General features: G+C 67.8%; 9 protein-coding genes and 1 tRNA gene. 4 read left to right on the forward strand and 6 right to left on the reverse strand.

Translation table 11 applies throughout. From position 1 onward, the window contains the following. Window positions 1-15: 15 nt before the first annotated feature. Window positions 16-360 carry a WhiB family transcriptional regulator gene (locus tag ABTZ59_RS09645; protein ID WP_030353248.1) on the reverse strand — a complete coding sequence of 115 codons (345 nt, stop codon included), beginning with the start codon at window positions 358-360 and terminating at the stop codon, window positions 16-18. A gap of 397 nt (window positions 361-757) precedes the next feature. Here ABTZ59_RS09645 and ABTZ59_RS09650 point away from each other — a divergent pair, with 397 nt between their 5' ends. After that, window positions 758-3,070 carry a transglycosylase domain-containing protein gene (locus tag ABTZ59_RS09650; RefSeq protein WP_351393339.1) on the forward strand — a complete coding sequence of 771 codons (2,313 nt, stop codon included), beginning with the start codon at window positions 758-760 and terminating at the stop codon, window positions 3,068-3,070. 210 nt (window positions 3,071-3,280) lie between these two features. Here the strand turns inward: ABTZ59_RS09650 and ABTZ59_RS09655 are convergent, their stop codons facing one another. Beyond that, window positions 3,281-3,745 carry a GatB/YqeY domain-containing protein gene (locus ABTZ59_RS09655; RefSeq protein WP_030353246.1) on the reverse strand — a complete coding sequence of 155 codons (465 nt, stop codon included), beginning with the start codon at window positions 3,743-3,745 and terminating at the stop codon, window positions 3,281-3,283. Window positions 3,746-3,822: 77 nt separating this feature from the next. On the opposite strand from ABTZ59_RS09655, the gene ABTZ59_RS09660 reads away from it, so the two are divergent. Both ABTZ59_RS09660 and ABTZ59_RS09665 read left to right on the forward strand, forming a co-directional pair. Continuing rightward, window positions 3,823-4,761: a metallophosphoesterase gene (locus ABTZ59_RS09660; RefSeq protein WP_351393343.1), complete on the forward strand. Its 939-nt coding sequence runs from the start codon at window positions 3,823-3,825 to the stop codon at window positions 4,759-4,761. Window positions 4,762-4,894: 133 nt separating this feature from the next. Next, window positions 4,895-4,968 (forward strand) — tRNA-Pro (locus tag ABTZ59_RS09665). A gap of 213 nt (window positions 4,969-5,181) precedes the next feature. On the opposite strand, the gene ABTZ59_RS09670 is transcribed toward ABTZ59_RS09665, so the two are convergent. After that, window positions 5,182-5,541 (reverse strand): hypothetical protein, encoded by a 360-nt coding sequence (locus tag ABTZ59_RS09670; RefSeq protein WP_351393347.1) that lies wholly within the window; start codon window positions 5,539-5,541, stop codon window positions 5,182-5,184. A gap of 424 nt (window positions 5,542-5,965) precedes the next feature. On the opposite strand from ABTZ59_RS09670, the gene ABTZ59_RS09675 reads away from it, so the two are divergent. Then, on the forward strand, window positions 5,966-7,387 hold the full coding sequence (locus ABTZ59_RS09675) for a restriction endonuclease (RefSeq protein WP_351393351.1): 1,422 nt from the start codon (window positions 5,966-5,968) through the stop codon (window positions 7,385-7,387). A 181-nt stretch (window positions 7,388-7,568) separates the two neighbouring features. Here ABTZ59_RS09675 and ABTZ59_RS09680 read toward each other — a convergent pair whose 3' ends face one another. The 3 genes from ABTZ59_RS09680 to ABTZ59_RS09690 all read right to left on the reverse strand — a co-directional run bounded on the left by ABTZ59_RS09680 (window position 7,569) and on the right by ABTZ59_RS09690 (window position 12,251). Next, window positions 7,569-9,254, reverse strand: a complete 1,686-nt coding sequence (locus ABTZ59_RS09680) for a TIGR04141 family sporadically distributed protein (protein ID WP_351393353.1) — start codon at window positions 9,252-9,254, stop codon at window positions 7,569-7,571. Between the two features lie 109 nt (window positions 9,255-9,363). Next, complete coding sequence (locus tag ABTZ59_RS09685; protein ID WP_351393356.1) at window positions 9,364-9,771, reverse strand: hypothetical protein; 408 nt, start codon at window positions 9,769-9,771, stop codon at window positions 9,364-9,366. Then, complete coding sequence (locus ABTZ59_RS09690) at window positions 9,768-12,251, reverse strand: AAA family ATPase (RefSeq protein ID WP_351393359.1); 2,484 nt, start codon at window positions 12,249-12,251, stop codon at window positions 9,768-9,770. Before ABTZ59_RS09690 ends, ABTZ59_RS09685 begins: the two co-directional genes overlap by 4 nt. Window positions 12,252-12,839 lie beyond the last annotated feature (588 nt).

The following is a 12,839-nucleotide window of genomic DNA, read 5'->3' on the forward strand; positions in this document are numbered from 1 at the left end:
CACCCCACCGCCCGGTTACCCCACCGCGGCGTACGTCTCGTACGTCTCGTCATCCTCCAAGCCCACGGGCAGCAGGCCCGCGCTGCGCTCGTACTCCGTGCGGGCGGTCTCAAGCAGGCGGCGCCACGAGGTGACGGTCGGCCGCCTGCGCAGCAGTGCGCGGCGCTCCCGCTCGGTCATTCCGCCCCACACGCCGAATTCGACGCGATTGTCCAGCGCGTCGGCCAGGCATTCGGTCCGCACCGGGCATCCGGTGCACACCGCCTTGGCCCTGTTCTGCGCCGCACCCTGCACGAACAGTTCATCTGGATCGGTAGTGCGGCAAGCTGCCTGCGCACTCCAGTCGGTTACCCAGCCCATGCTGGCGCCGTCCTCTCCCGAATCGAGGCTCCCCCACGGCGGCAGCGGCATATTCACCGTTGCCAGTTGAGGACGTTACGGAAGGCGGACACAGCGCAACACCCCCTTCGGGCCCAATCTTGAATGGCCCGAACGGACTATGCGTACGCGGCAGATCACCCAGGGGAGTGAGCCGAGGGCATAACCGGCACATCCGACAGAGTCGGGTATTTCACTAGGGCCACAACGGGCATCTCACGCCAAATACGGAGGACTCAGGCGTCAACTCTCCATGTTTCGGGATCATGGAAAGTTCACGCCGGGTGCTTGATACACAACCGCACCGCTGTGACAGTTGGGGACAGCTTAGGCCAGAGCCTTGACGCGTGTCCGGCGATTGAGAACGTAGGCTGCCCTCATGCCAAAGAAGCGCTCGGGCGGGGGTCTGACCGGGACCCAGCAGGCCGCCAAGTTCCTCGGTGTCAGCGTGCTCGCGGGAGCGGTGCTCGCGGGAATCGCCCTGCCGGCCTTCGGGGCGCTGGGGCTCGCCGCCAAGGGGACGGTCGAGGGATTCGACGAGATCCCCGCCAACCTCAAGACGCCGCCGTTGAGTCAGCGGACCACGATCCTGGACTCCCAGGGCGGCCGTATCGCCACGGTCTACTCACGTGACCGCACCGTCGTCCCGCTCAAGGACATCTCCCCGTACATGCAGAAGGCGATCGTCGCGATCGAGGACTCGCGCTTCTACGAGCACGGGGCCATCGACCTGAAGGGCGTCCTGCGCGCGGTCAACCGCAACGCGCAGTCGGGCGGCGTCGCCCAAGGCGCCTCGACACTGACCCAGCAGTACGTGAAGAACGTCTTCGTCGAGGAGGCAGGCGACGACCCGGACAAGGTCGCGCAGGCCACCCAGCAGACCCTGGGCCGCAAGATCCAGGAGCTGAAGTACGCGATCCAGGTCGAGGAGGAGCTGGGCAAGAAGAAGATCCTTGAGAACTATCTGAACATCACCTTCTTCGGACAGCAGGCCTACGGCATCGAGGCGGCCGCCCAGCGCTACTTCTCCAAGCCGGCCAAGGACCTGAAGCTCGAAGAGGCGGCCATGCTGGCGGGCATCGTCCAGTCGCCGAGCCGGTACGACCCGGTGAATGACGAGGAGGAGGCCACCAAGCGGCGCAATATCGTGCTACAGCGGATGGCCGACGTCCGCGACATCTCCCAGGCGGAGGCCGACCGCGCCAAGGCCACGCCGATCACACTGAAGGTGAGCCGTCCCGAGAACGGCTGCATCACGGCCGTCGCCGGGGCGGGCTTCTTCTGTGACTACGTACGCGAGGTCTTCCTGACCGACCCGGTCTTCGGCAAGGACCGCAAGGAGCGGGCCAAGGTCTGGAACCAGGGCGGTCTGACGATCCGTACGACGCTCGACCCGAAGGCCCAGAGCTCGGTACAGGCGTCGATAAAGGACCATGTCAACCAGAGCGACAAGGTCGCCGCGGCGGTGACCCTGGTCGAGCCGGGCACCGGCAAGGTCCTCGGCATGGGGCAGTCCAAGCCGTACGGCTTCGGGAAGAACGAGACCCAGATCAACTTCTCGGTCGACAAGGGCATGGGGGGCTCGAACTACGGCTTCCCGACCGGTTCGACCTTCAAGCCGTTCCTCGCGACGGCAGCCATCGAGCGCGGTGTCCCGCCGACACAGTCGTATCCGGCGCCGTACCAGATGCCGTACCCGGCCTCGATCCAGACGTGCAGCGGCAAGCCGTGGGTCAACACGGAGGGCGACACGGCCGAGAACGAGAACGAGTCCGAGGTCGGCCCGTACGCGCTGAAGGAGGCGATGGAGAAGTCCGTCAACACCTACTTCGTGCAGATGATAGGGCAAATCGGTCTCTGCCCTGTGACGGAGACGATCGCCAAGCTGGGCGTGGTCCAGGGAGACGGCAAGAAGCTTCCCGAGTCGCCGTCGGCCCTCACGCTGGGCTCGCAGGGCATCTCGCCGCTGCGGATGGCGAGCGCGTACGCGGCGTACGCGAACCGCGGCACGTACTGCACCCCCATCGCCATCGACTCCATCAAGACGGCGACGGGCAAGAGCCTCAAGGTGCCGGAGTCGAAGTGCTCCCAGGCCATGTCGGAGAAGACCGCCGACACGATCAACACCCTGCTGAAGGGTGTGGTCGACTCCGGTACGGGTGAGGCGGCCGGACTGACGAGCCGCGACAACGCGGGTAAGACGGGTACGACGGACGCCCGTAAGAACGCGTGGTTCGTGGGCTACACGCCGAACATGTCCGGCGCGGTCTGGGTCGGCAGCCCGTCCCAGCAGGTCGAGATGGAGAACATCACGATCGGGGGCGAGTACCACGACAAGGTCTTCGGTGGTCAGGTCCCGGGTCCGATCTGGAAGGACGCGGTGTCGGGCGCGCTGGAGGGCAAGCCCGCCCCCGGCTTCACGACGGTCGACATCCCGGACACCTCCAGGGGCCGGGACACCGAGAAGCCGGGCGGGAACAACCAGGGCCAGGGCAACGGCGGCCGGGGCGACAACAAGCCGGGCGACGGCGAAGAGGATCCGTTCCCCGGGGTCTCGCTCCCGCCGGGCTTCATCGGTGGCGGCCAGTCCGAGGGCAATGGGACTGGCGGGAACGGCGCGAACGGCGGAAACGTCGGCACCAGCGATGGAGGCCAGGTCGGCGGAGGCCAGAACGGCGGAGGCTTCCCGTAAACCGCGGAAGCTTTGATGATGTGCGGAGGGGCGCTCCATCCGATGGGATGGAGCGCCCCTCCGTCACGTCGCACGACATCCCCGTACGTCGCTTCACATCGCTGTACGTCGTTCCAGGTCGTTCTACGTCTCTCTACGTCGCTCTACGTCTCTCTACGTCGCGAGCCGGGCAGGATCTCCGCCCAGCCCACGAGTTAGCCAGCCCGCGAGCTAGCCCGCGAGGGAGCGCTTCACGAGGGCGGCGACCCGGCCCCCCTCGGCGCGGCCGGCCACCTTCGGGTTCACGATCTTCATCACGGCACCCATGGCGCGCGGGCCCTCGGCTCCGGCGCCCTTGGCCTCCTCGACGGCCTGCGCGACGATCGTGGCCAGCTCCTCGTCGGTCAGCTGCTTCGGCAGATACGCGTCGAGGAGCACGCCCTCCGCCTTCTCCCGCTCGGCCTGCTCCGCGCGGCCACCCTGGGCGAAGGCCTCCGCGGCCTCACGGCGCTTCTTCGCCTCCTTGGCGATCACTTTCTGCACCTCGTCATCGGAGAGCTCGCGCGCGGACGTACCCGAGACCTCCTCCTTGGTGATCGCGGAGAGGGTCAGCCGGAGCGTGGCGGAGCGGAGCTCGTCACGCGCCCTGATGGCCTCGGTGAGGTCTTCCTTCAGCTTGGACTTAAGGCTGGTCATAGGGCCAAGTGTGGCAGGTGCCGAACCGGACCCGCCCGCGGATTTCGTGCCCGTACGGCGTCTGCGACGATGGGCGCATGCGCGCACGCTACGGGGTCCCCCTGAAAATCACCGCAGGCATCGCGGCAGTCGGCGCGGCCGGCCTCGCCTACGCCGCGGGCTTTGAAACTCGCTCGTTCCGGTTGCGCCGGATCTCGGTGCCCGTGCTGCCGCGCGGCATGCGTGACCTGCGGGTTCTCCAGGTCTCCGACATCCATATGGTGAGCGGACAGCGGAAGAAGCAGCGCTGGCTCCAGTCACTGGCGGGGCTGCGCCCCGATTTCGTGGTCAACACCGGCGACAACCTCTCGGACCCGGAGGGCGTACCGGAAGTGCTGGACGCGCTGGGCCCGCTGATGGAGTTCCCGGGCGTCTATGTCTTCGGCTCGAACGACTACTACGGCCCGAAGCTCCGCAATCCGGCCCGCTACCTCTTCGAGAAGGCCCAGGGCAGACACGGTCTGAACGGCAACGCCCCGGCCGTCCACGCGGTGCACAACCCCTGGGAGCCGATGCGGGACGCCTTCGACGCGGCGGGCTGGGTGGGCCTGACCAACGCCCGTGGCCGGCTGAAGATCGACGGCCACGAGATCGCCTTCACGGGCGTGGACGACCCACACATCAAGCGGGACAGGTACGAGCGGGTCGCGGGCGGCCCCGAGGCGGACGCCGACCTCTCGATCGGCGTGGTGCACGCCCCGTACCTGCGCTCCCTGGACTCCTTCACCGCCGACGGCTACCCCCTGATCCTGGCGGGTCACACGCACGGCGGCCAGCTCTGCATCCCCTTCTACGGAGCGCTGGTCACCAACTGCGACCTCGACACGGACCGCGTAAAGGGCCTCTCCACCCACCGCTCCGGCGGCCACACCGCCTACCTCCACGTCTCGGCGGGCTGCGGCACCAACCGCTACACCCCGATCCGCTTCGCCTGCCCCCCGGAGGCCACACTCCTGACCCTGACCCCCCGCCCCTGACCGACCCACGTCCACCCGGCCTCCTGCCCCCCCATCGGCCTCTACGGAGCCCCCGCCGTGCCCCCGAAACCGGATTTCGTCTCCGGCCAGCGGTGGGCTAAAGTAATCGATGTCGCCGCGACAAGGGCGACATCGGGGTGTAGCGCAGCTTGGCAGCGCGCTTCGTTCGGGACGAAGAGGTCGTGGGTTCAAATCCCGCCACCCCGACAGCCGAAACACCAGGTCAGGGGCCTGATCCGCAACGCGGGTCGGGTCCCTGAGTGGTTTCCGGGGGCCGCTTGGGAGCCGTTTGGGAGCCAACCGCGAGATTCGGCTCCCCAGCGGACCGGCGCGGGCGGCGCTTGCCGGGCGGCCGTGGATACGGACCTCACGCTTAACTGATCGTTTCAGGAGCAGACTGCGGCGTCCGCAGGACGCTTGTCAGTCATCGAGGCGCTGAAGGATCCGCGTGAACTCACCGTTCTCGACCAGGCCCACAAGTACCCGGGGCATGCTGCTGATGCCGGTGTCGCGGACGATGAGACCGTCCGAGCACCAGAAGTAACGGCCTCCCAGAGCTTCCCCGCTTGCGGCCCATCTTGTCATCAGGATCTCGATCTGATCGAGGGTAATGATGGTCGCGCTCCACCGGGAGCCGTCATTGAGGTCCACAAAGACATCGACATTGTTCACCGCCTCCAGGTCATCGCCGACATTCGGCAGGAATGCGGCCTCGAACTGGTCCGTCCGGACGCGGTACCAGGGCCCGTCCCATCTGCCCGACTGTGTACTGTCGCTCATCGGGGCGAGTGTGCCGCGCTGAACCGCTCGCCTCAACCGCGTTCTTCCGACGCGCTTCCGTACAGGAACGGCGATCTTGTGCCCGATGGGGAAGCGAACGCGCCCTGCCTCTGCTCCTCTATATCCGGAAAAGTGACACCACATTCGGCAGCGGGTCCGCAGGGGCAGTCCGCAGCAGGGACCATCTGCAATCAGCCAGTGCCTCCCGACGCCATCGGCCCGGTGCGAGATACTGCTGCAGATTCAGATTGATCATGCACTGAGGTGGGGGCAAGCAGTGGCGGGCAGGAATGATCCATACGCACGGGAGCTCGCGCGGCAGGCCAGGGAACGGGAGAGGGCCCGAAAAGCCGCTGAGGCCGAGGCCAAGAGGAAGGCACGTGCGGAGAAACTGGCGTATGAAGCGGCCCGCGCTCAGGAGGCGGTGGACCGCACCAGCGTGGCCGAGCATGACGCCGAGCAACTTGCAGGGCTGCTGCGCTCATCTGTACTGGATGGGCAGCCGCTGACGTTCGAGCGGCTCAAACAGGACTTCGTGCCCTCACCATTCGTCCCGCCCAAGGGCTCTTCCAAAGCGGCACCCTTGCCCCGCTGGGAAGAGTACGAGCCGGAGGCACCTCGGGGGTTGCTCGGTGCCTTGGGATTCGGACGTCGTGGACACGACGCGGAGGTCGAAGCCGCCCGCAAGCGGTTCGACAGAGCGCTGCGGGATCACGCTCGCGACGAGAAGAAACGCGCGGAGAAGCTGGAGAAGGCCCGTGCGCGTCACAAGAAACGCAACCAGGAAGAAGCTGCTCGGGCCGAGGAATGGAACACTGGTCTTGCGGAGCGCCGTAGCGCCTATCAAGACCGAGACGTCGAGGCTGTCAAGTGGTTCGTCAACCAGGTCTTGGCCGCCTCCGTGTATCCACACGGGTTCCCGAAAGCCAATAAGGTTTCGTTCCAGGCGGACACCGGCGACTTGTTGGTCGAGATCGACCTTCCGCTGGAGGATGTGGTCCCTGCGGCCCGCGCCTACCGGTATGTAAAGACGCGCGACGAGATCACTCCCGTTCCACGCCCGGAGAAAGAGCGCAAGGAACTGTACGCGTCAGTCCTTGCGCAGACCGCGTTGCGCACCGTGCACGAGCTCCTTGCCTCCGACATGGAAGGTGTAGTCCAGTCCATCGCCTTGAACGGACATGTGGCCACCATCGACCGCGCCACAGGGCGTGACGTCCATCCGTGCTTGATCACGCTCCAAGCAGACCGGGCCGAGTTCAGTCAGCTGGTCCTGACCCAAGTGGATCCGCGGGCTTGTTTGAAGCGGCTGCGGTCACTTATCTCACCGAACCCGTACGAACTGGAGCCCGTACGCCCGCTGGTCACGTTCGACCTGTCCAAGTTCCGCCTCATGGACAGCATGGACGTCGTGGCGGGGCTGGACAGCCGGCCGGTGCTGATGGATCTGAAGCCCACAGAGTTCGAACATCTCATCAGGCAACTGTTCGAGGCCATCGGCCTGGACAGCGTCAACACGCAGCCGTCGAAGGACGAGGGTGTGGACGCGGTCGCGATGAACACCGACCCTGTCATGAAGGGACTGTGCGTCATCCAGGCCAAGCGCACCAAGAACGTGGTGCCGTTCGAGACCGTCTCCGCGCTCGCGGGCGTCGTGGAACACAAGCGGGCCGCCAAAGGCATCCTGGTGACGACCTCCTGGTTCGGCCGGGCCAGCGAGGCATTCGCCAACGAGCACGGGCGGCTCGAACTCCTCGACGGAGCCAACCTGGTGCATCTGTTCAAGGAACATATGGGCCTCGACGTCATCCCCGGACCAGTACCGCCGAAGCGGCGCCCCCGGTAGGCGTAGCGCCCTGGTCCAAGGGCACGACGTCGGTGCCTCTACTGCTGGTGTGCGGCGGCCGCCCTTGCTCGTAGAAGCTCGTTGAGCACGCGCACCGGAAGTCGACGACCTCGACAAGACAGCCGAACTCATCAACCAGCCCTGGTGGGACTTCAACGATGCCAGGCGGCGCGCGGCTCGGCTACGCCGCCAACCGCCGAGTCCCGGTCGAGGTGGCAGCCGACGGAGTGGAGGCGATGCCGACGACCTCGACCTGTACACCCCATGTTTCGAGCATCCTGGCCGTCTGCACCAAGGTGACCTGCGAGAACGGGAACAGGGTGTCTGCGGTGAGGTCGGCTCCGTCCTTCAGCAGGATCGCGAAGACGACCTTCGAAGGCCGGAAGCCTTCCGGCAGCCCGCACCCCTTCCGGGCCGTGGCCACCTTCTCGGCGAACCGTTCCCTGGCCTCCGGAGAATTTCGCAGAGTCTGTACGGCGACAAGCGCCTGGCTGAAGAGATGGCTCAGTGCGTCGGAGCCCTTGGCGCGCTTCACCATGACGAGGAAGTTGTCCGGGCTCAGCAGATCGCAGATCTCCACGCCGTTCCCGCGGTGCAGCGCGGTCTGGACGTTGTGGCGGTCGAAGCAGACGTACCCGGGCCGCTGGTCCGGCACTGACTCGTTGTAGACGCGTTCCTTCTCTCCGAGGGTCCACGGGGGCAGGTCGACGGACGGAGAGGCGGCGATCAGCCGCTCGGCGTGCGAACGGATCATCTTCAGATACTCCTGGTCGATCTCATACCAGTGCTCGTCCATCAGGAAGAACCGGCGGGAGTCGAGGAACACTTCCACCTCGATCCACCGGAGCGCGCTGGACGTCCAGATCTCGTCGGCCCGGTCGGCGCGGCTGTGCCGGTAGAGGGTGACACTTCCTTCCCGGAGCGCGGCCACGCGGCTGCCCGCACGCTGGATACGCGCACGGCCGAGGACGTAATCCAGGTCGAAGTCGTCGGTCGACCGGCCGACCGCGTCGCTGTTGATCCTGGCTCTGAACGCCCGGGCCGCAGCGTAGTCGTCCCATCGGTCGGCGGGGACGGCGACGCTGATCGTTTCGTTGGGCTCCTGCCCAAGGAGGTCGTCGAGGGCGGCTTCCAGGCGGGTAACAAGGTTGGGATCGTCGACGGGCACGACATGCTCGACGAACTCCAACTCCGGGCTCGGCTTCTCCTCGCGCAGCACGCGGGCGATCGCACGGATATCCGCAATCAGGTCGGCGCCCTCCACACCTAGCCGCACCCGCAGACCAGCACCGCCCTCGGCGCTGGAGATCTTCGCCGGGTTGTCCCGGGAAATCGTGAGCGGAATGTCGTCCAGGTGACCGCCGAGGCGGCGCACAATCTGGGCGTGCTCAACGATGCCCAGGCTCCACACAGAGGCGCCGCTCGGGATCAGGGTGATGTCGGTGCGCCCTCCGCCCGGAGTGTGCGACACCAGGTCCCGGATCTTCCCGGGGTCCACCCGGCGGGACGCGAAACTTAGCCCGAAGCGGTGATCCTTCAGGCGGTCGGGCACCAGGCGGAAGCCCTGGTCGTAACCAATGGCGTACACCTCCCCGTCGACGGCGAGCATCAGCAGTCCGGCCGAGCGGTTGACGGGCCGTGACACCTCGATGCCCGTCGTTCGGAAGATCTCGTCGCACCAGCTCGCCACAGGCTGCTCGAAGCTCCCGGTGACCAGGACGGCCGGTACACCGAGGTTCTCTGGGACATCGAATTCCGCGTGGACCCTTTCCAACTGGTCCGCGTCCAGGGCGTCGAACATCGCGTCGGCAGTGGGAGGCACGCCCCTAAGCCGGTACAGGGTTCGCTTGGACGTACGGGCCGTCATGGTGCCGCTCCTCATTCTGGTCTTTGTGGACGGTCGCGATAACCGTCCTCGTGGTGTCGTTCTCACGCGCGTCTCCTCCTGGCAGCGCCTCTCCTGGCGCCGAAGCGGATCAGCGGGCCAACAGGGCGACGATCGCCGCGACTTCGGTACGCCACGCGCGGAGCTGGTCCTCCGTGGGACCGATCTCGTACTGGTGGTAGTGGCATCCCAGGCAGAGCTGGCTCCACACGGCCTTAGCGCGACGGGCCGTTCCTGCTTCGACGCAACCGCGGAGCCAGAGGAACGCAGCCCGCTGGGTGCCCTCCCGGATCGCGCGCGGCGCCCGGTGGGCGGTGAGGCGGTCGGCGACCGCGCTCTCCAGCGCGACACGGAGGGCGAAGGCGACACCTCGACACCGGCTCACCGTGGCGGCAGCGGACGCAGTGGGTACGGTCGTGGCAGCGGGCGTGGCGGGCTCGCCGGTGTCCGTGAGGAGCAGGTCGGCGGTGTCGAGCAGCTGGCGAATCGTCTGGTTCACGGCCCCTCCTCGGGCTTGCGTACCGTCAGAGCGACGGCCTTGACGTCGTCCACGAACCGGTGGGGGTCCGGCATCGAGGTGCCCGACGGGTGGGCACCCTCCTGGCACTGCCGGATGAGGTCCACCGCCCCGGGTCCGCACCGCCTGCGCAGCTCGCGGTAGACGTCACCCGCCTTCTTCGCGGGGTCTCCGAAGAGCCCCAGGGCGGCGATGTCCATCAGCGTGACGGCCCCCGCGACGGTCTTCTCTGCCTCGTGTTCGGCCAGCCCAGCCCGGTGCAGCCGCAGCCACGCGGCCTCGGAGAAGGCGCGTTCCAGGACAGTGCGGCAGAGGCTGGGCAGTACATGGGTCACCGCGACCGGCGGAAGGTTCGGCGTGCGGGCGAGGGCATGCGCGTCGGACAGGGCCTGGCCGATCGGATCGGTCACTCGCTGTACGGTCACCACGGACCGGCCCTGCCGCTCCACCTCCAGTACGGTCACCGGGAGTTCCTGGTTGGTGAAAGCCCGCTGGAGCCGCGTGTCGTGGGTGAAGACGACGACCTGCCGGGTCCGGCCGAGGTCGTGCAGGACCTTCGCGAGGCCGTGGACCTTGGCGGGATCCATGGACTGCACGGGGTCGTCGATGACGACGAACCCGAAGGGGCTGTCCGGCGCGGCGGCGCGCGGCAGGAAGAGCGAGAGCGCGAGGGAGTGCAGTTCGCCCTGGCTCATGACGCCGAGGGCCGACGCCTGAGTGCCGTCGACGGACACGTCCATCACCAGCTTGCGCACAGTGGCCTTCTCGCTGCCGGTCAGGCGCACGGAACGCAGGTCCACGTTGCTCTGCTGGCGCAGTTCCTCCCAGATCCGCTGCGAGTGGCCCTCGAACGGCCGCAGCCGCTCCTCGCGCAGCTCGGCACGCGCCTCCTTGAGCCACTTACGGGCCGCCCTGACCTGGCACAGCCGGGGCCTGCCGGCGTACGCGGGCGAGGCCCGGTCGAGCCAGCCCGCGAGGCGGGTGGCACAGGAGCGCCATTCCTCGTCGAGCTTCTCCAGCTCCCGGAGGGCCTCCTCGCGCAGCGCGTCGCAGGCGTCGGCGAGGACGAGCGCGGAGGTCTCGGCGCGGGCGGCGAGTCGCTCGGCGTCGTCGATCGCCCGGCACGCCTGCCACTCCTCCCACGGGTCCACGAGCGGGGCGGGCAGCCACGCGGGGACCGGCGTGACGAGGTAGCGGACGGCGTCCACCGCGTCCCGCAGTTCGGTGCGGGCTTCCCGCGCGGTCGCGGCCTCCCGCCGCAGGCTCGCCACCTGCTCAGCGGCCCGCTCGGCCCACGCCTCGTCGAGCGCCCGATCGGACCCGCACACCGGGCAGGTGTCCTCATCCTCGTGCCGACGGCTGTGCTCCAGGGCCTTGGCCAGCAGCTCCGCGCGATGGTGGGCATCCTCGGCGCCCGAGGCACATACGTCGTCAAGTACGGCGACGGCCTCGCGCAACCGGTCCACGGCCGCGCCAACCGGGCCAAGGTCCGGTCCGGTCAGCGCGGCGGTCGTCCGCAGTTCCCGAAGACGGCCCTCGTCCGCGTCGGGGAGTGAGGTCACGAGGGCGTCGAGATCGACCAAGTCCGGGTCGCCCGCCCTGCCGACGACCGCGAGCGCGCGTACCGCCCGCGGGTCGTCCAGCGCGGACAACGCCTCGGCGAGTACAGGCCGTTCCGCCTCGGCCTGCTTGAGCGCGGAGTCGAGCGCCTTCTCGATGCCCTGGAGCCGCTCGTCCGCGTCGGTCAGTTCGCGGAGTCCGAGGATGGCGGCGACCGAGTCGTACTGCTCGCTGGGCCTGCCGTTGAGGACATTGTCGAGATCCGCGTGCGACAGGAAGGGGCTGTAGTCGTTCAGGGCCTGCTTCCACCCGATGCCGGCGAAGGGCCGACGGCCGTGGCCCGGCCGCCTGAACTCGACCTCGGGGGCCATGACATCGTCATTGGGCCAGGTGCACGTCAGAGTGGACAACCGAGGGTCGCCCGCGATCGCGAGGCGGACCTCGACCTTCGGGTCGGCCCCGTCGTGCAAGTTGCGCCAGTGCCGACGCCACACCTCGCCCCGCTGCTTGTCCAGGCGGGCGGTCCGGCCAGTGAGTGCCGTCTCGGCGCCCTCGGCGAAACTGGACTTCCCCGAGCCGTTACGCCCCATGACGAGGGTGACTCCGGGCTGTGCGGTCAGCGGCAGGCGCGCCTTGCAGCCGATGCCGCGAAAGCCGTTGACGCTGATGGAGTCGAGGAACACCCGCTGGTCCGGGTGCGGAGCGGCGGGTGTGCCGGAGGACTCCGTCGCGGTGGCGCCCAATGCCTCCCGCAGGAGTGCCCGAGGTTCCTCGGCAAGCGCCGAGTTTTCGAGGCGGGCGGTCAGGCGGGAGAGGGCCGAGGAGGCGCCTCGGTGCTCATCGCCCTGATCGTCAGTTGCGTTCGTGTCGTTCGGCTCGCTCTGTGTGGGGTGTTCCGTCATGGCGCTCTCCGCCCTCCGTCGTTGGCTCCGGGGCCGGGCTCGCGCGGTGAGCGAGAGGGATGAGCCTCTCGCTTTGCGCGAGCCCGGTGTGACGGAACAGACGTTAGAGGTGGAGAAGTTACTCGATCTATTTTCTCAGTGATAACACTGGTTATCACAATCCACGTATCTTCAACGCCAATTGGGTGAGCGATGGATACTTCCGTCCACACCTTCTTGCCCAGCGGGTGACGAGGTGCCGAACCCCAGCGCATGGCCAGGGCATCCAGCAGGAGCAGCCCTCAGCCCGACTCGCTCTCGGGGCCGAGAGAGGCGGCGTCGCCGGGGGCCGTTTCGAGGTGGCCGCGTCCGTGACCTCGACACGGACCAGGCCCGCCGCCGTGTCGAGAGCGACCCAGAGACCGAAGTCGTGTCCGGACACACGGCCGTGCTGCACGGCGTTCGCGGGAGTTCGGCGACGACGAGGGCGACCGCGCACGACGCGTCCGGCGCTGGCAGATACCCCCACTCGTCCATGTGCCGCATGGCAAGCCGCCGGGCGAGCCGTGCACCCCGCGGTGAGGAAGCGAACTGTGCGACAAGAGACGG

The sequence above is a fragment of the Streptomyces sp. NPDC094034 genome (genome assembly GCF_040303865.1).
Classification (GTDB): domain Bacteria; phylum Actinomycetota; class Actinomycetes; order Streptomycetales; family Streptomycetaceae; genus Streptomyces.

Excerpts from the sequence above, each read along its gene's own strand:
- ABTZ59_RS09650 (WP_351393339.1), top strand. The coding sequence starts at position 758 with ATGCCAAAGAAGCGCTCGGGCGGGGGTCTGACCGGGACCCAGCAGGCC.
- ABTZ59_RS09690 (WP_351393359.1), bottom strand. The coding sequence starts at position 12,251 with ATGACGGAACACCCCACACAGAGCGAGCCGAACGACACGAACGCAACT.
- ABTZ59_RS09655 (WP_030353246.1), bottom strand. The coding sequence starts at position 3,745 with ATGACCAGCCTTAAGTCCAAGCTGAAGGAAGACCTCACCGAGGCCATC.
- ABTZ59_RS09680 (WP_351393353.1), bottom strand. The coding sequence starts at position 9,254 with ATGACGGCCCGTACGTCCAAGCGAACCCTGTACCGGCTTAGGGGCGTG.
- ABTZ59_RS09660 (WP_351393343.1), top strand. The coding sequence starts at position 3,823 with ATGCGCGCACGCTACGGGGTCCCCCTGAAAATCACCGCAGGCATCGCG.
- ABTZ59_RS09670 (WP_351393347.1), bottom strand. The coding sequence starts at position 5,541 with ATGAGCGACAGTACACAGTCGGGCAGATGGGACGGGCCCTGGTACCGC.
- ABTZ59_RS09645 (WP_030353248.1), bottom strand. The coding sequence starts at position 360 with ATGGGCTGGGTAACCGACTGGAGTGCGCAGGCAGCTTGCCGCACTACC.